This window comes from Streptosporangium sp. NPDC003464, from assembly GCF_053588315.1.
Window position 1 is genome coordinate 1 of the sequence record NZ_JBSFPS010000015.1, and the last position, 19,089, is coordinate 19,089.

Consider the following 19,089-nt stretch of genomic DNA (forward strand, 5'->3'; position numbering starts at 1 on the left):
GGGCGTCCGGCGGCGGGGCGTCCGGCGGGCCATGTCGTCCGGCGGAGACCGGCGTCGGCCGCCCCGGCCCGGAGCGCCCCTCAGGTCAGGGCCGGGCGGACCTGGAGCACGCCGTCGCGCCGGATCCGGGTCTCGAAGGACGGCTGCGGGGCCGTGGCGGGGCCGTGCGCGACGGTCCCGTCCGACAGTCGGAAGGTGCTCCCGTGCCACGGGCACACCACGCAGGCGGTGCCCTCTTCGGAGATCAGGCGCCCCTGGTGCAGCGGCCCGGCCAGGTGGGAGCAGCCGTCGGCGAGCACGGTGACCCCGTCGCCGACCCGCAGCACGAACAGGTCGATGTAGCCCAGCCGTCTGGCCACCGGACGCCCGTCCGGCAGGTCCCTGAGCTCGCACAGGTCGTGCCAGCCCAGCGGGACCAGATGGGCGACCGACTCGGCGTGGTTGGCCCCGGCCGCCTGCCGGTAGGCCAGGTGACCGCCGAGCTGGCCGCCCAGCCCGGCCGCGCCCAGCGCCGCGAACGCCAGCATCCGGCCCTTCCGCTCGTCCCCGGACAGCCGCAGCGCCAGCGAGCCGGCGTAGAGCCCGAAGGCGGTCAGGTTGGCGATCGCGTGCACGAATCCGACCCGCTGCTGCTCCCGGTGGAGGGCGGACCAGTCGGTGATCCCGGCCGCGACGGAGGGCAGGGCCGTCGCGAGGCCGGTGGCGAGCACCGTCCGCGCCGCGCGCGGCTCGGAGCGGGTCAGGTCGAGCACCGCGGTCGCCGCCCAGCAGCCCAGGGTGAAGGTGACGAGCGGCGGGTGGAGGGGCTTGCCGGTGGGGACCCCGTGCAGCAGGTCGCGCAGCCATCCAGGGCCGATCCGCCGGCGTACGGCCTTGGCCGCTATCCGGATCGGCCGGTCCATCCTGGTCGACCGTTCGAGACGGCCGGCGAGGTCGACCGGGGGCACCAGGTGCCTGAAGCTGCGGCGTTTCGTTTTGACGGTTTCCTTCACGATCGCCCCCTTCTCAACCCATAGGGACCTACCCGGGAACCAGGTTATGCACGCGCCAAATGTCCCCGGCTGATGGACAGCTCGATGATCTCGGTGGCATAGGCCCCCAGCGTCGCCGATCCCTCCTCGATGATCTTCACCTTCTCCAGCACCTGCTCGGCCGTCACCTTGTAGAGCGACCAGGTGCCGCCCTCGTTGTGGTGGTTGGCCATGATCGGCGCGATCCTGTCGAGGGCCTTGGCGAACCTGGCCTCGGGGGTCTTGCGCTCCTCGAACTCGTCCCAGAGCGCGCGCAGCCGCGCCGCCTGGTCCTCGGGGAGCAGCCCGAAGATCCGGTCGGCGGCCTTGCGCTCGATGCCGAGCTGGGCCTCGACGGCGTGGGCGTCGTAGATGAAGGTGTCTCCGGCGTCGATCTCGACGATGTCGTGGACGAGCAACATCGCGACGACCTTGTCCAGGTCGGTGTCCGGCGGGGCGTGCTCGGCCAGGATCATCGCCAGCATCCCCACGTACCACGAATGCTCGGCGTCGTTCTCCCGCCGCGACCCGTCCATCAGGGTGTTGCGGCGGACGATGCGTCTGAGCTTGTCGATCTCCATGGCGAAGGCGAGCTGAGCGTGCAGGCGGTCCTGTTCTGGAGGGGTGGTCACCCGCGCAAGCCTAATGCGCGCCGATCCCCCTTTACCGAACGATCATGTGATCACGCGGGACTGAGCGTGACCGGCACCCCGTTGAACACGGCGTTCCCCGAAGGGACGTCGATCACAGACCCGTCCGTCAGCGTGTTCGCGTTGACCCCCGCGTGCTCGGCCGCGACCAGTTGCGCGCTCCCGGCGTGCCCCCAGCCGTGGGGCAGGCTCACCACCCCCGGCATGATCGTGTCGGTGGGTTCCAGCGGCACGACGAGCTGGCCGCCCGCCGAGCGCACGAGCGCGTGCTCGCCGAGCCCGAGCCGGGTCACGTCGCCGGGGTTGATCTGCAGGGTGCAGCGGTTGCTCCCGCCGACCAGCGGTCCCACGTTGTGCAGCCAGCTGTTGTTGGAGCGCAGGTGACGGCGGCCGATCAGCACCATCTCCGTGGGCGGCGCGGCCGGCCGGTCGCGCAGCCGCGCGAGGTCGGCCACCAACTGCGGGGGCGCCAGCTCCACCCGGCCCGAGGCGGTGCACAGCACCTCCGCCAGCCGGGGCCGGAGCGGGCCCAGGTCGATGCCGTGCGGGTTGGCGAGCAGCTCGGCCAGCGACAGGCCGTAGGGGCCGAGCTTCAGCATGGCGTCCAGCCGCCGCTCGGCCCCGGTGCTCCCCTCCAGCGTGGCGCGCAGTTCCGCCACCTCGCAGCCCTCGAACGGCGAGCCGGGCGTCCCGGCGGCCTTGCGGAGCAGCTGGTCGAGGATCAGCTCGTCGAGCGCGGCCGGGTCGGCCTCCGCCCCCTGCCCCGAAGCGATCATCGTCAGCCGCGCCAGGATCTCGGCCTCCGACGGCCGCCCCGGCTCCAGCGGCAGGACCGGCGGGGAGAACCTGGCGTAGTTGCGCACCGCGACGAACAGCAGCGAGAGGTCGTAGTGCGGCGTCTGCAGCACGCGCGGCGGCGGCAGGATGACGTGCGCGTGCCTGGTCGTCTCGTTCAGGTAGGGGTCCACGCAGACCATGAACTCCAGGTCGCCGAAGGCCCGGTCGAGCCGGGGGCCGCCCGGCGCCGACAGCACCGGGTTGCCCGCCACCGTCACCAGTGCCCTGACCTGCCCCTCGCCCGGGGTCTCGATCTCGTCGGCGAGGGTGGCCACCGGCAGCTCGCCGTTCGCCTCCGGCAGCCCGCGGACGCGGCTGTGCCAGCGTCCCGTGGCGTACGGCCTGCGCCTGCGGCCGTTCTCCACGGCGGTCCTGGCGAACATCACCCCGCCGGGCCGGTCGAAGTTGCCGGTCAGGATGTTGACCACGTCGACCAGCCACTGCGCGACGGTGCCGAACTCCGCGGTGCAGGTCCCGATGCGGGCGTAGACCGCGGCCGCGGGGGCCGCGGCCAGCTCGCGGGCCAGCCGCGCGATCTCCCCGGCGGGCACCCCGCACACCTGGGCCATGGCCTCCGGGGTGAACTCCGCCGCCAGCCGCCGCACCTCCTCCAGACCCTCGACCTCGACCTCGGGTGCGGTGAGGCCCTCGGCGAAGAGCGTGTGGACGATGCCGAGCAGCAGGTGGGCGTCGGTGCCGGGCCGGACGAACAGGTGCTCGTCGGCGAGGGCGGCGGTCCTGGTGCGGCGCGGGTCGACGACCACGAGTTTGCCGCCGCGCCTGCGCAGCGCCTTGAGGCGGCCGGGGAAGTCGGGGGCGGTGCAGAGCGAGCCGTTGGACTCCAGCGGGTTGGCGCCGAGCATCAGCAGGTAGCCGGTCCGGTCCAGGTCGGGCACCGCGATGGCCAGCGGGTCGCCGAGCATGAGGCCGCAGGCGACGTGTTTGGGCATCTGGTCGGCGGTGCTGGCGGAGAAGACGTTGCGGGTGCCGAGCGCGCGGATCAGCGGCGGGCCGTACAGGGCGCCGGCCATGGAGTGGGCGTTCGGGTTGCCCAGGTAGACGGCCAGCGACTGGCGGCCGTGGGCGTCGATGACGCCCCGGAGACCCCGGTCGACCGCGCGGAAGGCCTCCTCCCAGGTGGCCTCGTGCCACTGGTCGCCGGTGCGGATCATCGGGACGCGGAGCCGGTCGGGATCCTCGTCCAGGCGGCCCAGGCTCGCGCCCTTGGGACAGATGAACCCCTGGGAGAACGGGTCGTCCGGGTCGCCCTTGACCGATGTGACGTGCCCGGTGTCGTCGAGTGTGAGCCGCAGACCGCAGACGGCCTCGCAGAGGGGACAGGTCCGGTGCGCGGTTCTCATCGGCACTCCTGAGTTCGACGAATGAACTCATGATGGCCTCCGGTGGGGGGCGAGGGAAGCCCCGCACCGGTCCCGCGCGGATCACCGGGCAGACGGGTCCCGCGCGGACGCCCGGGGAGGTCTCCGCGCGGACGCCCCGGGGAAGTCTCGGCGCGGATGCCGGGGAAGGTCTCCGCACGGACGCTTGGAGAAGTCTCCGCGCGGACGCCCGGAAAAGCGGGAGGACCCGCGCGGGCGCGCGGGTCCTCCGAGGCCGTACGGCCCGCACCCCGGCGAGGCGCGGGCGGTACGGCGAGGGCGGGGACGGGTTAGCTGCTGATGCCCAGACCCTGGGCGACGCCCTGGCCCAGGTCCTTGTGGATGTTGGTCCAGTACTCCACGACGCGCTTCTTCATCTCGGCCGTGACCTCCGGGGCGGAGGCGTGGCCGACGACGTTGCTCACCAGGTGGGCGCGGTCGGTCTCGGACAGGACGTTCTCCCACAGGGCGCGGGGCTGGACGTAGTCGTCGTCCTCGCGGTGCAGGGTGTAGGCGGAGCGGATGATCTCGCCGCTCACCTGGTAGTTCTCACCCTCGTACAGCGCCGGGTCGGCGGCGGGGCCGCCCACCGTGTTCGGCGCGTAGACCGGGTCGGCGGGGTTGACGAAGGCCATCTGGCCGTCCTTGTTGTAGCTGTGGACGGGCGACAGCGGCCGGTTGATCGGCAGTTGCAGGTAGTTGGCGCCGATGCGGTAGCGGTGGGCGTCGGGGTAGGAGAACAGCCGGCCCTGGAGCATCTTGTCCGGGGACGGGCCGATGCCCGGCACCAGGTTGGCGGGCTCGAAGCCGGCCTGCTCCACCTCGGCGAAGTAGTTCTCCGGGTTCCGGTTCAGGACGAACTTGCCGATCGTGATCTCGGGGTAGTCGGAGTGCGGCCACACCTTGGTCAGGTCGAAGGGGTTGAACCGGTAGTCGGCGGCGTCCTCGAACGGCATGACCTGGACGTTCACGGTCCAGGACGGGTGGTCGCCGTTCTTGATCGCAGTGTGCAGGTCACGGATGTGGTAGTCCGCGTCCTGCGCGATGACCGCGCCGGCCTCGGCGTCGGTGAAGTTCTTGATGCCCTGGTCGGTCTTGAAGTGGTACTTGATCCAGAACTTCTCGCCGGCCGCGTTGTACCACAGGAAGGTGTGCGAGCCGAAGCCGTGCACGTGACGCCAGGACGCCGGGGTGCCGCGGTCGGTCATCAGGAAGGTGACCTGGTGGGCGGTCTCCGGGGAGAGCGTCCAGAAGTCCCACTGCATGTTGTGGTCGCGCAGGTTGGTGTCGGCGCGGCGCTTCTGGCTGTGGATGAAGTCGGAGAACTTCTGCGGGTCGCGGATGAAGAAGATCGGCGTGTTGTTGCCGACGATGTCGTAGTTGCCCTCTTCGGTGTAGAACTTGATCGCGAAGCCGCGCGGGTCACGCTGGGTGTCGGGGCTGCCCAGCTCGCCGGCAACCGAGGAGAAGCGCAGGAAGAGGGGGGTCTCCTTGCCCTTCTGGAACAGGCCGGCCTTGGTGAACTGGCTGACGTCCTCGGTGATCTGAAGGATGCCGTGCGCGCCGCCGCCCTTGGCGTGGACCACCCGCTCGGGCACGCGCTCCCGGTTGAAGTGCGCCATCTTCTGGATCAGGTAGTGGTCCTGCAGAAGCAGGGGCCCGTTCGGGCCGACCGACTGCGAGTGCTCGTCACTCGGAGCGGGGATTCCCGCATCGGTCGTGGTGATGGGCCTGGTGCTCATACGCGGTCCTCCGGGGGTTCTCTTCATCGAGCGTCTTCGGAACGGCATTCAGGACACACGCCCCAGTAGATGACGTCCGCCTCGTCGACCATGTATCCGGCGTCCGACGCGGGGGCGAGGCAGGGAGCGTGTCCCACGGCACAGTCGACGTCCGTGACCTTTCCGCACTGCCGGCAGACGAGGTGGTGATGGTTGTCACCGACCCGCGTCTCGTATCGGGCGGGACTGCCGGCGGGTTCGATCCGCCGGAGCAGGCCGCCGCGGTGCAGTGCGTGCAGGGAGTCGTAGACGGCCTGCAGGGAGACATGGCCGACCCGGTCCCGCACGCCACGGTGGACGGCGTCCACATCCAGGTGGTCGCCCTCCCGCACGGTCTGCATGATCGCCAGGCGGGCCGCGGTCACCCGCAGGCCTGCCTCACGGAGCCGGTCCTCATCTCCCATGGCCCCACATTATGGGGCAAACCGGAATCATTCAAGTAAATGAGTCATCCAAGTTTGGGAGAATCAGATCTCCAACGGCCGGGTTGTGCCGCTTAGGGACGATCAGATGGCATCCTCGGATACCGATGGACACGTATATTCCGCGCCGCCTCGCTGTGGCCACCGCTGTCGCCCTCTCCTGCCTGCTCCTGGCGGCGTGCACGGCGGTCGGCGCCGCCGCGCCGACGCCGGAGCCGGACGTCGCGGAGAAGCCCACCGCCTCGGGTGAGGCCGCGCCCACGCCCGAGCGCGAGCCCTACACCATCTCCTTCGGGGGCGACGTGCACTTCGAGGGGGTGCTGCTGTCCCGGCTGCGGGCCAACCCGCGGACCGCGCTCGGCCCGATCGCCAAGGTGCTCAGCCGTTCCGACCTCGCGATGGTCAACCTGGAGACCGCGATCACCACGGGTGGCACCCGCGCCCCCGGCAAGCAGTTCACCTTCCGGGCCCCCGCCTCCGCGCTGACCGCGCTGAAGGCCGCCGGCGTCGACGTCGCCTCCATGGCCAACAACCACGGCATGGACTACATGGACAGCGGGCTGTCCGACTCGCTGGCGGCGATCAGGCGCGCGAAGTTCCCCGTCGTGGGCGTGGGCGCGGACGAGGCCCAGGCATACCGGCCGTGGCGGACGACCGTGAACGGCAACCGCGTCGCCGTCATCGGCGCGACCCAGGTGCTGGACTCCGAGTTCGTCCAGGCGTGGACGGCCTCCGGCGACAAGGGCGGCCTGGCCTCGGCCAAGAACGAGGCGCGGCTGATCCAGGAGGTCCGCAAGGCGCGCAAGAACTCCGACACGGTGATCGTCCACCTGCACTGGGGCACCGAGCTGCAGAAGTGCCCGAACGAGGCCCAGCGCAGCCTGGCCCCCAAGCTGGTCGCGGCCGGGGCCGACGTCATCGTGGGCGGCCACGCGCACATCCTGCTCGGCGGCGGTTACCTGAAGAACAGCTACGTCAACTACGGCATGGGCAACTTCGTCTTCTACAACTGGGGCCCGGAGACCGGCCGGACCGGCGTACTCACCCTGACGATCAACGGCCGCAAGGTGCTCAAGGACCAGTGGACCCCGGCCACCATCCAGGGCGGGGTGCCGGTCCCGCTCACCGGGGCGGGCCGGCAGCAGGCCGTCGCCGGCTGGAAGGCGCTGCGCGGCTGCACCGGCCTGGCCGCCAAGCCCGGTTAGGAAGATCCCCTCCTGTCCGGTTACTGTTTGGACAGTCCGTCCAACAGGAGGCCGTGATGCGGTGGGTCGAGTCCGGTGACGTGCGGCTGGCGCTGTTCGAGGAGGGAGACCCGGCCGCTCCCACGGTCCTGCTGGTGCACGGCTACCCCGACACGCACCGGGTCTGGGACGAGGTCGCCGCCCTGCTGCGGGACCGCTTCCACGTGGCCCGCTACGACGTCCGGGGCGCCGGGCGCTCCGGTGCCCCGCGCGACGGCGCGGACTACACCTACGACCACCTGGCCGCCGACATGGCGGCCGTCCTCGACGCGCTGGACAGGCCGGCCGTGCACCTCGTGGGGCACGACTGGGGCTCCATCCAGGGCTGGGACCTGATCGGCCGGCCGGGGATCAAGGAGAGGATCGCCTCCTTCACCTCCTTCGGCGGGCCCGGCCTGGAGCAGGCCGCCCACTTCATGCGGCACGGCCGGCGCCGGGACGTCGCCGGGCAACTGCTGAGGTCCTGGTACATCGGGGCGTTCCAGGCCCCGGTGGCCCCCGAGCTGGCCTGGCGCACCGTGCTGCCGCGCGTCCTGACACGGGTCATGCGGGTCTCCGAGGGGATCGCCCCACGCCCCGGCCATCCGGCGGACACCCTCGGCAAGGACGGTGCGAACGGCCTCGGCCTGTACCGGGCGAACATGTTCACCGCCGGCCGCGCGCCCCGCGCCGAGCCGGTCGTCGAGACGCCGATCCAGCTCATCGAGGCCACCAGGGACGCCTTCGTCTCGCCCGCGCTCCTGGCCGCCCTGCGCCCGTGGGCGCCGCGGATGTGGCACCGGCGGATCACCGCGGGCCACTGGGCGCAGCGCAGCCGTCCCGAGACGATCGCCAGGATGATCGCCGAGTTCGCCGAGCACGTCGAGGGCGCGCCGCCGTCCAGGGAACTGCGCCGGGCCCGGGTGGGCGACCACGCGCCGTACGACGACGGGCCGGTGGGCGGCCATGCGCCGTACGACGACGGGCTGGTGGTCACCGGGCCGTACGACGACGGGCCGGCGGGAGCCGCCGGGCCGTTCGAGGACCGGCTGGTGGTGGTCACCGGGGCGGGCGCCGGGATCGGGCGGGCCACCGCGCGGGCCTTCGCCTCGCACGGGGCGGAGGTGATCTGCTCCGACATCGACCTCGCCGCCGCCCGGCGCACCGCCGACGGCATCTCCAGGACCTGGCGTACGGCGCACGCCTACCGGGTGGACGTCGCGGACGCCGCGGAGATGGAGCGGTTCGCCCGGCTCGTCCGGGACGAGCATGGAGTGCCCGACATCGTGGTCAACAACGCCGGGATCGCGGTCGCCGGCCCGTTCCTCGCCCACTCGCTCGAGGACTGGCGGCGGACCCTCGACGTCAACCTGTGGGGCGTCATCCACGGCTGCCGGCTGTTCGCAGCCCAGATGGTCGAGCGCGGCGAGGGCGGCCACATCGTCAACATCGCCTCGCTCGCCGCCTTCGCCCCCAGCAGGACGCTGCCCGCCTACTCGACGTCGAAGGCGGCGGTGAAGATGCTCAGCGACTGCCTCCGGGCGGAGCTGGCCGGCCAGGGGATCGGGGTCACCGCGATCTGCCCCGGCTTCGTGTCCACCGCGATCGCCGGCAGCACGACCTACGTGGGCGGCCGAGCGCCGCAGGCCCGGGCGGTCACGGCCGCGAGGGCGGAGAGGGCGCTGGCCATGCGCGGATACCGGCCGGAGCGGGTGGCCGCGCACATCCTGCGGGCGGTCCACCGCGACCAGCCGGTCGTCGCCGTGAACGCCGAAGGGAAGATCGGCTACGCGCTCTCGCGGCTCTCCCCGGCCGTCCTGCGCCGCCTGGCCAGGCTCTCCGGTCCGGGAGAAATCCCGTGATTGCCGAAGAGAGACTGACCTGGAGGGGGTCCGGCGGGCAAGATGGTGGGGTGTCCCCCCTGTCTGCGGAGGAGCCCGACGAGGCCCCACTACGGCGTCAGCCCACCCAGCGGCGGAGCGCGCGGCGCGTCGAGAGGATGCTCGACGCCTGTGCCGACCTGCTGGACGAGGTCGGCTACGACGCGCTGTCCACCACCCGCATCGCCGAGCGCGCCGGGGTCGCGATCGGCTCGGTCTACCAGTTCTTCCCCGACAAACGGGCCATCACCCAGGCGGTGACCCGGCGGCACGTGGAACGCTTCATCTCCCGCGTCGGCAGGCGCTTCCTGTGGGAGGACTACGCCGGCTGGTGGGACGCGGTCGACGCGATCATCGACGAATACGTGGAGATGCACAGGACCGTTCCGGGCTTCCGGTCCCTGCACTTCGGCGACGTGGTCGACCTCAACCTGCTCGACGGGGTCTCCGACAACAACACGGTGATCGCGGGCCGGCTGCGCGGGCTCCTCCTCAAGGAGTACGGCCTGGCCGACAGCGAGGAGCTCGACCTGGCCATCCTCGTGGCGGTCGAGGCCGGGGACGCGGTGCTCAAGCTGGCCTTCCGGCGTGACCCCGCCGGGGCCCCGGAGATCGTGGCCGAGGCCAAGCGGCTGGTCCGGGGCTACCTCAACCGTCAGTTCGCCGGCAGCTCGGCCTGATCGGGCCCGGTCCCCGTGGGGATCCGCCGGAAGGGGCCGGACAGCGGCGGTGCTCCCTCGCCGGACACGCGCCGGTCTTCGAGCGGGCTCCGCTCCTCGGACATGCTCTGCTCGGAGATGACCAACTGCTCCTGGGGCTCCCGCCGGCCGCGCCCGCGCCGCTGCTCGGCGGAGGGGGGCCGGCCCCAGGTCTCGCTCCCGCGGGGCTCGGCCGCCTCGGGGCCGGCCGGTCTCGGCTCGGGCGGCAGGGGCTCGAACCTCAGCCCCTCGGTCGGCCGGGGCTCGGCGGACGTCGGCCCGGCGGGCGGCGGCTCGGCGGGCAGGGCCTCCACCGGGACGGGGATGAGCGCGGCGGGCATGGGCGCCTTCCGCCGCCTCGGATGGGACGGCGGCAGGACCTCGCAGGGCATCGCCGGCACGGCGATCGTCTGGATCTGGGGCACGTCCTGGACCGGTGCGAGAAGCCGCTCCTCGCGGAGCCGGCTCTCCAGGGACACGAGATCGCGGTAGGTCCGCTGGACGGCGTCCATCCTGGCGGAGAGGTATCCGGCCGAACCCGGGACGAGCACGGAGAGACCGACCAAGAACGTCAGCGTGAAGGTGGTCTGCTTGGACATGCCCATCGCAGCTCCTTCGAACAGTAGCGTCCCGCTGGCAGGAGTCGCCTGCCATATGCCCGTTTTCCTGCGGTAACACGCGTACTGTAGTCAATCGTTTACGAGGGGTTGCGTAAGGAATACCTGCCGTTGTGCGGACGTAGTCGAGCGCCGCTCGGTACTCTCGCGATGTGGCGCATGTGACACATGAGCAACTTGATCGGTTGCTTGAGCGGGCACTTCTGGCCGATGATCATGGAGACCTCGCCCGGCGGCTGGAAGCGCTGGTAGAGGCATACGTGTCCGGCGACATCTCGCGGGCGGAGATCCTGATGATCGCCGCAGAGGAGTGGCGGCAGGCCGGACAGCCCGCCCGCGCTCTCGACTGCCTCCAGCGGGCGGTGGACGACGGCGGCGAGGTGAGCATCGACCCCCGGGCCGAGATCGCCGACACCCTCTTCGAGCTTGAGCAGGCGGACGAGGGGCGGGAGGTGATCGAGGCGATCCGGGCCGACGGCGGGGTCACCCCGGCCACCGCGCTCACGGTCGCCGAGACCCTGGTCGCCTACGGGGACCTGCGTGAGGCCCATCGCTGGGCCACCGAGGGGGCCCAGGGGGCGGCGAGGGGCAGCGGGGAGCACACCGCGCTGCTCCGCACCCGCTACCGGATCCGGGTGGATCTCGGCCTCCCCGAGGACGAGCTCGACGCCCTCCTCGACGCCTCCCACTGATCCGGCGGGCCACACCGGCTCACCGGGACGGACCGTTCCACCGGTGCCGCACCCCGTGCGGCACCGGTCCCCGGGACGTCGCCGCACGGGCCGTACCGGGCCCCCACGGGCGGCGACCCGCTGGGCGGGACCCTGCTCGGACGATCCTGCTCGGACGGCCCTGCTCGGACGGCCCTGCCCGGACGCGGTCCTGTTCGGACGGTCCTGCCGGTGTCTAGCGGAGCCCGAGGTCCGGGAGCACGCGGTCCAGGACCGGGAGCTCAGCGGTCTCCTCGGTGACCTTCGGCGGGGTGACCTCGACCGGGGCGGTCTCCGGCAGGTCCGGGACCTTCACCTCGGGCTCGACGGCGGCGGGGAGCTCCTCCGCCACGCCCTTCACCGAGACCGGGCGCTGCAGCGGCACGGGCAGCGGCACAGTCGTGCCGGACAGCGCGCCGGACGGGTCCGTCAGGCCCGGGACCTCGGGGACCGAGGGGACCGCCGGGGCCGGGAACCTGACAAGGTCGGTGCCCGGGGTGCCCGGCAGGCCGGGCAGGTCCGGCGCGGCGGCCAGGGTGCCGGCCGGGGCGTGGCCCGCGAAGCCGGGCATCCCGGAGGGCAGCGCGGGCATGCCGGCGCCCGCCGCGACACCGGCCGTGTCGGCGAAGCTGGTCACCGCCGAGGCATGGGAGAGACCGGGCAGACCGGCGAGCCGTGCGAGCCGCTCCATGGCCATCGGCACTTCGCCGTCAGCCGGGACCGTCATCCGGCCGACGCCCGTGGCCGCCCTGACGTCGCCGGTCTCGTCGCAGACGGCCGCCACCGACCCCGGTGTCTCCAGCAGCTCCACCGTGTCCCGTCCCTGGCAGGACACGTCGCCGGCCGACGCGGGAGCGGCCCCCGACCAGCTCACCCCGGCCGTGAGCGCCGCCACCGCGAGGATCCCCCGGATGCGCCGTGATGTGTTGGACATTCACGTCCCCCTGTTGTTTTCGGTAGTCCGACGACTGCCGAAGGTAACATCGGGGGTCTGCCGAGGGGTGGGCTTAACCCAATGCTGGTCAAGCCCTTACCCGGACGGTGCGGTCAGGCCCTCACCGGGCCGATCTCCAGGGTGTCGTTCGCCTTGTCGAGGTCGACCAGGACCTCGTCGCCGTCCTGGACCTCGCCGGAGAGCACCTCCTTGGCCAGCTTGTCGCCGATCGACGACTGGACGAGGCGGCGCAGCGGCCGGGCGCCGTACAGCGGGTCGTAGCCCGTCAGCGCCAGCCAGTCGCGCGCGGCCGGGGTCACCGTCAGCGTGAGCCGCCGGTCGGCCAGCCGCCTGGCCAGGTGCGTCACCTGGAGGTCCACGATCCTGGACAGCTCCTCCACGCCGAGCGCGTCGAACAGGATCACCTCGTCGAGCCGGTTGAGGAACTCCGGCTTGAAGGAACTCCTGACCGCGTTCATCACGGCCTCGCGCTTGGCCCCGTTCTCCAGCGCCGGGTCCACGAGGTACTGCGAGCCGATGTTGGAGGTGAGGATCAGGATGACGTTGCGGAAGTCGACGGTCCGGCCCTGCCCGTCGGTGAGCCGCCCGTCGTCGAGCACCTGGAGCAGGATGTCGAAGACCTCGGGGTGGGCCTTCTCGACCTCGTCCAGCAGCACCACGGTGTACGGCCTGCGCCGCACGGCCTCGGTGAGCTGGCCGCCCTCCTCGTAGCCGATGTAGCCGGGCGGGGCCCCGACCAGGCGCGCCACGCTGTGCTTCTCGCCGTATTCGCTCATGTCGATGCGGACCATCGCCCGCTCGTCGTCGAACAGGAAGTCGGCCAGCGACTTGGCCAGCTCGGTCTTGCCGACGCCGGTGGGACCGAGGAACAGGAAGCTGCCGGTCGGCCGGTCCGGGTCGGAGATGCCCGCGCGTGCCCGCCGTACGGCGTCGGAGACCGCCTGGACGGCCTCCTTCTGGCCGATCAGGCGCCTGCCCAGCTCCTCCTCCATGCGGAGCAGCTTGGCGGTCTCTCCCTCCAGCAGGCGTCCCGAGGGGATGCCGGTCCAGGAGGAGATGACCTGGGCGATGTCGTCCGGGCCGACCTCCTCCTTGACCATCGGGTCCTCCGGCTGGGCGGCCGCGCTGGCCTCGGCCAGCTCGGCCTCCAGCTTGGGCACCTCGGCGTACATCAGCCGGGAGGCGGCCTCGAAGTCGCCGTCGCGCTGCGCCCGCTCGGCGGCGCCGCGCACCTCGTCGAGCTTCTTCTTCAGGTCGCCGACCCGGTTGAGCCCGGCCTTCTCCCGCTCCCAGCGCCCGACCAGCGCGTTGAGCTCCTCCTGCCGGTCGGCGAGCTCCTTGCGGAGCCGCTCCAGCCGCTGGATGCTGCCCTCGTCGGTCTCCTTGGCGAGCGCGAGCTCCTCCATCTTCATCCGGTCGACGTTCCGCTGGAGCTGGTCGATCTCCACCGGGCGGGAGTCGATCTCCATGCGGAGCCGGGAGGCGGCCTCGTCGATGAGGTCGATCGCCTTGTCCGGCAGGAACCGGGAGGTGATGTAGCGGTCGGAGAGGGCGGCGGCGGCCACCAGCGCGCTGTCGGCGATCTGGACCTGGTGGTGCGCCTCGTAGCGGCCCTTGAGGCCGCGCAGGATCGCGATGGTGTCCTCGACCGTGGGCTCGCCCACGTAGACCTGCTGGAAGCGCCGCTCCAGCGCGGGGTCCTTCTCGATGCGCTCGCGGTATTCGTCGAGCGTCGTCGCGCCGATCATCCGCAGCTCGCCCCGGGCCAGCATGGGCTTGAGCATGTTGCCCGCGTCCATCGCGCCCTCGGCGGCACCCGCGCCGACCATGGTGTGCAGCTCGTCGATGAAGGTGACGACCTGGCCGTTGCTCTCCTTGATCTCGCTGAGCACGGCCTTGAGGCGCTCTTCGAACTCGCCGCGGTATTTCGCCCCGGCGACCATCGCGCCCAGGTCCAGCGCGACGAGGCGCTTGTCGCGCAGGCTGGAGGGGACGTCGCCGGCGACGATCCGCTGGGCCAGGCCCTCCACCACGGCGGTCTTGCCGACCCCGGGCTCCCCGATGAGCACCGGGTTGTTCTTGGTCCGCCGGCTGAGCACCTGGATGACCCTGCGGATCTCCGAGTCACGGCCGATCACCGGGTCCAGCTTGCCGGCCCTGGCCCGCTCGGTCAGGTCGACGCCGTATTTCTCCAGCGCCTGGTAGGTGTCCTCGGGAGTCTCGCTGGTCACCCGGGCGTGCCCGCGCACTTTCTCGAAGGCGTCGAGCAGGGCGTTGGGGGTGGCGCCGCGGGACTTGAGCAGCTCGGCGATCGGGCCGCCGTCGGTGGCGAGGCCGACCAGCAGGTGCTCGGTGGAGACGTATTCGTCCTCCAGCCGGCGGGCGCGCTGGGCGGCGGTGTTCAGCGCGGTGAGCAGCTGCCGTGAGCTCGACGGGGCGCTGACCGTGGCGCCCTGCGCCTTGGGCAGGGCGGCGAGCTGCCGCTCGGCCTCGGTGCGCAGCTGCTTCCAGTCGGCGCCGACGGCCTCCAGCAGGGGTATGGCGGTGCCGCCGGTCTGGCCGAGCAGCGAGGTGAACAGGTGAGCCGGGGCGACCTCCGGGTTGCCCTCGGCGGCGGCGCGCCTGATGGCGGAGGAGACCGCCTCCTGGCTCTTCTGGGTGAGCTTGTAGTCCATGGTTGTCTGCCCTCACTCCGTTCGGCGGCTGAGGCGCCGATGACCGGTGCCCTCACCGGTCGCGGGTCCGCCTGGCCCCCGCGCTCCGCAGGTGAAGGTCACCGACGCGCCCTCGCGTGTCGGTTGCGACGCTGAGCGTCGCGGCTCGCCCCCCGAGCCTCCGTGACTCAGGCGGGTGGCAGTTGGTACTGGATCAGTGCGCGGATCATGGTCATCTCCGCGCGCAGCCGGTGGTTCTCGTCGCGCAGGCGCAGGGCCTCGGTCTCCAGCGCCAGGATGCGTTTGATGCCCGCGAGGTTGATGCCCTCCTCCTGGGAGAGCCGCTGGACCTCGCGGAGCATCACGATGTCACGGGTGGAGTAGAGCCGCCCGCGTCCTGACGTGCGGCCCGGACTGACCAGGCCGAGGCGGTCGTACTGCCGAAGGGTCTGCGGATGCAGACCCGACAGCTGCGCGGCCACCGAGATCACGTAGACGGGGGTGTCGTCCGACAGATCGAAGTAGTTGGCTTCCATGGCTACTCGCTTCTGGCCTGTTGGATGAGGTCGGCCCGCGGGTCACCGCCCGCCGTGGCGTCGCGGAACTCCTCCAGAGCGTTGCGCGCCTTGTCCTCGAGCTGCTGGGGCACCAGGACCTCGACCGTGGCGAGCAGGTCGCCCTTGGTGCCGTCCTTGCGGGGCACGCCCCTGCCCCGCACTCGGAAGGTGCGGCCGTTCGGGGTCCCCTCGGGGATGCGCAGGGTGACCGGCATTCCCTTGAGGATCGGCACCTTGATCTCGGCGCCGAGCGCCGCCTCGGTGAAGGTGACCGGCACGGTGATCGTCAGGTTCTCGCCGGTCCGGCCGAAGACCGGGTGCGACTTGACATGGATCTGGACGTACAGGTCACCGGCCGGCCCGCCGTTCTCGCCGGGCGCGCCCTTGCCCTTGAGCTTGATGCGCTGACCGTCGCCGACCCCGGCCGGGATGCGCGCCTGGATCGTGCGGGTGCTCCTGCCCCGCCCGCTCCCCTCGCACACCGGGCACGGGTCGTCCACCAGCAGGCCGCGGCCCTTGCAGTCGCGGCACGGCTCGGAGAAGGCGAAGTTGCCCAGGTTACGGCTGGCCGCGCCGGTGCCCTCGCAGGTCGGGCAGACCCGCGGGGTGGTCCCGGCCTTGGCGCCGGTGCCGCTGCACGCCGTGCACGCCGAGGAGCTGGTGAGCCGGAGCGAGACGGTGGCGCCGTCCACGGCCTCGCCGAACGAGAGCGTGACCTCCGACTCGATGTCCTGGCCGCGCCGTGCCCTGGTGCTGGTCGTCCCGCCGGCGCGGCCGGCGGAGCCCCGGTTGAACAGGCCGCCGAAGATGTCGCCGATGCGCTCCCCGGCGCCGCCCTGCTGCTGGTTGGTGCCGCCGAACAGGTCCCCCAGGTCGAAGGGGAACCCGCCCCCGCGGGAAGCCCCCCCGGCTCCCGCGTAACCGCCGAGTCCAGATCCGAACAGCGTCCGCGCCTCGTCGTACTCCTTGCGGCGCTTGGTGTCGGACAGGATGTCGTAGGCCTCGGAGACCTCCTTGAACTTGGCCTCGGTCTCCGTGCTGCCCTGGTTGGCATCCGGGTGGTACTGCCTGGCCAGCTTCCGGTATGCCTTCTTGATCTCTTCGGCGGTGGCGGTCTTGGGCACACCAAGGACGGCGTAGTAGTCCTTCTCCAGGTAGTCCTTGGTGCTCATCTTCCGTTCCTTCTCAAAGAGGGGGTGTCAGTTGTCGTTCGAGGTGGACTCTTCGGGCTCGGCGACCGCGACCCGCGCCGGGCGGAGCACACGCTCGCCGATCCGGTAACCGGACTGCAGGATCTCCACGCAGGTCGGCTCGGTGACGTCGGGGGAGTAGCTGTGCAGGAGCGCCTCGTGCACCGTCGGGTCGAAAGGCTCGCCCTTGGTGCCGAAGGCACTCAGTCCCAGCTTCCCGGTGGCCGCCTCCAGCGACTCGCTCACCTTGGCGAAGCCGCCGGTGAGCTCTCCGTGGTCACGGGCCCGGCCGATGTCGTCGAGGACCGGCAGCAGCTCGGCCAGCACGCCGGCCACCGCCTGCTCCTTGACCGCGGTCCGGTCCCGCTCGACCCGCTTGCGGTAGTTGGAATACTCCGCCTGGAGGCGCTGCAGGTCCGCGGTGCGCTCGGCGAGCTGGGTGGCCAGCTCGACCGAGGCGAGGTCGGCGGCCGGAGCAGGCTGTCCGGCCTGCTCCTTGACCGCCTCACGGACCTCGCCCGTCTCCGGGTCGATCTTGCGGTTGTCGCGGATCACCGGCTCCTCCGCGGAACCGTTCTCACGCGTGTTCACGCTCGCGCTCCCCTCGGCTCTCCCGCCGTCACTTCTTGCCGTCTTCGCGCTTCGGCTCGTCGTCCACGATCTCGGCCTCGACCACGTCCTCGTCGGCCTTCTGGCCGGCCGCGTCGTCGGCGCCGGCCTGAGCCTCGGAGCCCTGGGACTGGGCGTAGATCGCCGAGCCCATCTTCTGGCTGACGGTGGCGAGCTTCTCGGCCGCGGTGCGGATCTCGGCCGAGTCGGTGCCCTCAAGCGTCTTCTTGAGCTCGGCGAGCGCCTCGTTGACCTCGGTCTTGATGTCGTCCGGGACCTTCTCGGCGTTCTCGCCGAGGAACTTCTCGGTCTGGTAGACGAGCGAGTCGGCGTTGTTGCGCGTCTCGGCGTCCTCGCGGCGCTTCTTGTCCTCTTCGGCGTAGGACTCGGCCTCGCGCATCATGCGCTCGATGTCGTCCTTCGGCAGCGCGGAGCCGCCGGTGATCGTCATCGTCTGCTCCTTGCCGGTGCCGAGGTCCTTGGCGGAGACGTTGACGATGCCGTTGGCGTCGATGTCGAAGGTGACCTCGATCTGCGGGATGCCGCGCGGCGCCGGGGCGATGCCGGTCAGCTCGAAGGTGGCCAGCTTCTTGTTGTAGGCGGCGATCTCGCGCTCGCCCTGGTAGACCTGGATCTGCACCGACGGCTGGTTGTCCTCGGCCGTGGTGAAGACCTCCGAGCGCTTGGTCGGGATCGTGGTGTTGCGCTCAATGATCTTGGTGAAGATGCCGCCCTTGGTCTCGATGCCCAGCGACAGCGGGGTCACGTCGAGCAGCAGGACGTCCTTGACCTCACCCTTGAGCACACCGGCCTGGAGGGCGGCGCCGATGGCCACGACCTCGTCCGGGTTGACGCCCTTGTTGGGCTCCTTGCCGCCGGTCAGCTCCTTGACGAGCTCGGCGACCGCGGGCATGCGGGTCGAGCCGCCGACGAGCACCACGTGGGCGATGTCGGAGACCTTGATGCCGGCGTCCTTGATGACCTGGTTGAACGGGCCCTTGGTCCGCTCGAGCAGGTCGGCGGTGATCCGCTGGAACTCGGCGCGGGTGAGCTTCTCCTCCAGGTGGAGGGGGCCCTCGGCCGAGGCGGTGATGTAGGGGAGGTTGACGGAGGTCTCCGACTGGCTGGAGAGCTCGATCTTGGCCTTCTCCGCCGCCTCGCGCAGGCGCTGGAGGGCCATCTTGTCCTTGGTCAGGTCCACGCCGTGGGCGTTCTTGAACCGGGTCGCGAGCTCGTCGACGACGCGCTGGTCCCAGTCGTCACCACCGAGGTGGTTGTCGCCGCTGGTGGCCTTGACCTCGACGAAGCCGTGGCCGTCCTCCTGGCCGACGTCGAGCAGGGACACGTCGAAGGTGCCGCCGCCGAGGTCGAAGACGAGGATGGTCTCGTCCTTCTCCTTGTCCAGGCCGTAGGCGAGCGCCGCCGCGGTGGGCTCGTTGATGATGCGCAGGACGTTGAGGCCGGCGATGGTGCCGGCTTCCTGCGTCGCCTGGCGCTGGGCGTCGTTGAAGTAGGCCGGGACGGTGATCACCGCGTCGGTGATCTTCTCGCCCAGGTAGGCCTCGGCGTCCTGCTTGAGCTTCTGCAGGACGAAGGCGCTGATCTGCTGCGGGGAGAACTTCTTGCCGTCGATCTCGACGGACCAGTTGGTGCCCATCTCGCGCTTGACCGAGCGGATCGTGCGGTCCACGTTGGTGACGGCCTGCCGCTTGGCGACCTCACCGACGAGGACCTCGCCGTTCTTGGCGAAGGCGACCACGGACGGCGTGGTCCGCGAGCCCTGCGCGTTGGCGATGACGGTGGGCTCACCGCCCTCGAGGATCGAGACGACGGAGTTGGTCGTCCCCAGGTCGATACCTACCGCACGTGCCATGAGTACGTCCTTGTAGTCAAAGTTGAGTCGGTCAGACTCATAGT

15 protein-coding genes and 1 pseudogene are annotated in these 19,089 nt (G+C 71.3%); 4 read left to right on the forward strand and 12 right to left on the reverse strand.

What is annotated here, in order from left to right; translation table 11 throughout:
* Positions 1 to 80 precede the first annotated feature (80 nt).
* From ACWDS7_RS05685 to ACWDS7_RS05705, 5 genes are all read right to left on the reverse strand, one after another.
* Entirely contained in the window at positions 81 to 992 is a 912-nt protein-coding gene (locus ACWDS7_RS05685; protein ID WP_451928288.1) for a Rieske 2Fe-2S domain-containing protein, read from the reverse strand.
* Positions 993 to 1,036: 44 nt separating this feature from the next.
* Positions 1,037 to 1,591, reverse strand: a complete 555-nt coding sequence (locus tag ACWDS7_RS05690) for an HD domain-containing protein (RefSeq protein ID WP_306875415.1) — start codon at positions 1,589 to 1,591, stop codon at positions 1,037 to 1,039.
* 101 nt (positions 1,592 to 1,692) lie between these two features.
* A complete protein-coding gene (locus ACWDS7_RS05695) occupies positions 1,693 to 3,858 on the reverse strand; it encodes a molybdopterin-dependent oxidoreductase (RefSeq protein ID WP_451928289.1) in 2,166 nt (721 codons plus the stop codon).
* 308 nt (positions 3,859 to 4,166) lie between these two features.
* Entirely contained in the window at positions 4,167 to 5,618 is a 1,452-nt protein-coding gene (locus tag ACWDS7_RS05700) for a catalase (RefSeq protein ID WP_451928290.1), read from the reverse strand.
* A 23-nt stretch (positions 5,619 to 5,641) separates the two neighbouring features.
* Entirely contained in the window at positions 5,642 to 6,061 is a 420-nt protein-coding gene (locus tag ACWDS7_RS05705; RefSeq protein ID WP_306860554.1) for a Fur family transcriptional regulator, read from the reverse strand.
* 125 nt (positions 6,062 to 6,186) lie between these two features.
* On the opposite strand from ACWDS7_RS05705, the gene ACWDS7_RS05710 reads away from it, so the two are divergent.
* The 3 genes from ACWDS7_RS05710 to ACWDS7_RS05720 are packed head-to-tail and all read left to right on the forward strand — an operon-like array spanning position 6,187 to position 9,862.
* Positions 6,187 to 7,284 (forward strand): CapA family protein, encoded by a 1,098-nt coding sequence (locus ACWDS7_RS05710; RefSeq protein WP_451928291.1) that lies wholly within the window; start codon positions 6,187 to 6,189, stop codon positions 7,282 to 7,284.
* A gap of 56 nt (positions 7,285 to 7,340) precedes the next feature.
* Entirely contained in the window at positions 7,341 to 9,164 is a 1,824-nt protein-coding gene (locus ACWDS7_RS05715) for an SDR family oxidoreductase (protein ID WP_451928292.1), read from the forward strand.
* A gap of 50 nt (positions 9,165 to 9,214) precedes the next feature.
* Positions 9,215 to 9,862 carry a TetR family transcriptional regulator gene (locus ACWDS7_RS05720; protein ID WP_306860550.1) on the forward strand — a complete coding sequence of 216 codons (648 nt, stop codon included), beginning with the start codon at positions 9,215 to 9,217 and terminating at the stop codon, positions 9,860 to 9,862.
* Here the strand turns inward: ACWDS7_RS05720 and ACWDS7_RS05725 are convergent.
* A complete protein-coding gene (locus tag ACWDS7_RS05725; protein WP_451928293.1) occupies positions 9,838 to 10,479 on the reverse strand; it encodes a hypothetical protein in 642 nt (213 codons plus the stop codon). The two genes, ACWDS7_RS05720 and ACWDS7_RS05725, sit on opposite strands and share 25 nt — an antisense overlap.
* 179 nt (positions 10,480 to 10,658) lie before the next feature.
* Between ACWDS7_RS05725 and ACWDS7_RS05730 the strand changes: the two genes are divergently transcribed.
* Entirely contained in the window at positions 10,659 to 11,189 is a 531-nt protein-coding gene (locus tag ACWDS7_RS05730; RefSeq protein ID WP_306860548.1) for a hypothetical protein, read from the forward strand.
* Between the two features lie 214 nt (positions 11,190 to 11,403).
* Here ACWDS7_RS05730 and ACWDS7_RS05735 read toward each other — a convergent pair whose 3' ends face one another.
* From ACWDS7_RS05735 to dnaK, 6 genes and pseudogenes are all read right to left on the reverse strand, one after another.
* On the reverse strand, positions 11,404 to 12,141 hold the full coding sequence (locus ACWDS7_RS05735; protein WP_451928294.1) for a hypothetical protein: 738 nt from the start codon (positions 12,139 to 12,141) through the stop codon (positions 11,404 to 11,406).
* 113 nt (positions 12,142 to 12,254) lie between these two features.
* Positions 12,255 to 14,837, reverse strand: a complete 2,583-nt coding sequence (gene clpB, locus ACWDS7_RS05740; protein ID WP_451928295.1) for an ATP-dependent chaperone ClpB — start codon at positions 14,835 to 14,837, stop codon at positions 12,255 to 12,257.
* Between the two features lie 262 nt (positions 14,838 to 15,099).
* A pseudogene (locus ACWDS7_RS05745) lies at positions 15,100 to 15,352 on the reverse strand (heat shock protein transcriptional repressor HspR); the annotation flags it as partial.
* A 2-nt stretch (positions 15,353 to 15,354) separates the two neighbouring features.
* Positions 15,355 to 16,545 carry a molecular chaperone DnaJ gene (dnaJ, locus tag ACWDS7_RS05750; protein ID WP_451928296.1) on the reverse strand — a complete coding sequence of 397 codons (1,191 nt, stop codon included), beginning with the start codon at positions 16,543 to 16,545 and terminating at the stop codon, positions 15,355 to 15,357.
* A 27-nt stretch (positions 16,546 to 16,572) separates the two neighbouring features.
* Positions 16,573 to 17,154: a nucleotide exchange factor GrpE gene (grpE, locus tag ACWDS7_RS05755; protein ID WP_451928297.1), complete on the reverse strand. Its 582-nt coding sequence runs from the start codon at positions 17,152 to 17,154 to the stop codon at positions 16,573 to 16,575.
* Positions 17,155 to 17,182: 28 nt separating this feature from the next.
* Positions 17,183 to 19,045 (reverse strand): molecular chaperone DnaK, encoded by a 1,863-nt coding sequence (gene dnaK, locus ACWDS7_RS05760; protein ID WP_451928298.1) that lies wholly within the window; start codon positions 19,043 to 19,045, stop codon positions 17,183 to 17,185.
* Between the last annotated feature and the right edge of the window lie 44 nt (positions 19,046 to 19,089).

Bases quoted from the DNA above. Each gene is read 5' to 3' on its own strand.
- ACWDS7_RS05690 (WP_306875415.1), bottom strand. From the start codon at position 1,591: ATGGAGATCGACAAGCTCAGACGCATCGTCCGCCGCAACACCCTGATG.
- ACWDS7_RS05695 (WP_451928289.1), bottom strand. From the start codon at position 3,858: ATGAGAACCGCGCACCGGACCTGTCCCCTCTGCGAGGCCGTCTGCGGT.
- ACWDS7_RS05700 (WP_451928290.1), bottom strand. From the start codon at position 5,618: ATGAGCACCAGGCCCATCACCACGACCGATGCGGGAATCCCCGCTCCG.
- ACWDS7_RS05705 (WP_306860554.1), bottom strand. From the start codon at position 6,061: ATGGGAGATGAGGACCGGCTCCGTGAGGCAGGCCTGCGGGTGACCGCG.
- ACWDS7_RS05710 (WP_451928291.1), top strand. From the start codon at position 6,187: ATGGACACGTATATTCCGCGCCGCCTCGCTGTGGCCACCGCTGTCGCC.
- ACWDS7_RS05715 (WP_451928292.1), top strand. From the start codon at position 7,341: ATGCGGTGGGTCGAGTCCGGTGACGTGCGGCTGGCGCTGTTCGAGGAG.
- ACWDS7_RS05725 (WP_451928293.1), bottom strand. From the start codon at position 10,479: ATGTCCAAGCAGACCACCTTCACGCTGACGTTCTTGGTCGGTCTCTCC.
- ACWDS7_RS05735 (WP_451928294.1), bottom strand. From the start codon at position 12,141: ATGTCCAACACATCACGGCGCATCCGGGGGATCCTCGCGGTGGCGGCG.
- clpB (WP_451928295.1), bottom strand. From the start codon at position 14,837: ATGGACTACAAGCTCACCCAGAAGAGCCAGGAGGCGGTCTCCTCCGCC.
- dnaJ (WP_451928296.1), bottom strand. From the start codon at position 16,545: ATGAGCACCAAGGACTACCTGGAGAAGGACTACTACGCCGTCCTTGGT.
- dnaK (WP_451928298.1), bottom strand. From the start codon at position 19,045: ATGGCACGTGCGGTAGGTATCGACCTGGGGACGACCAACTCCGTCGTC.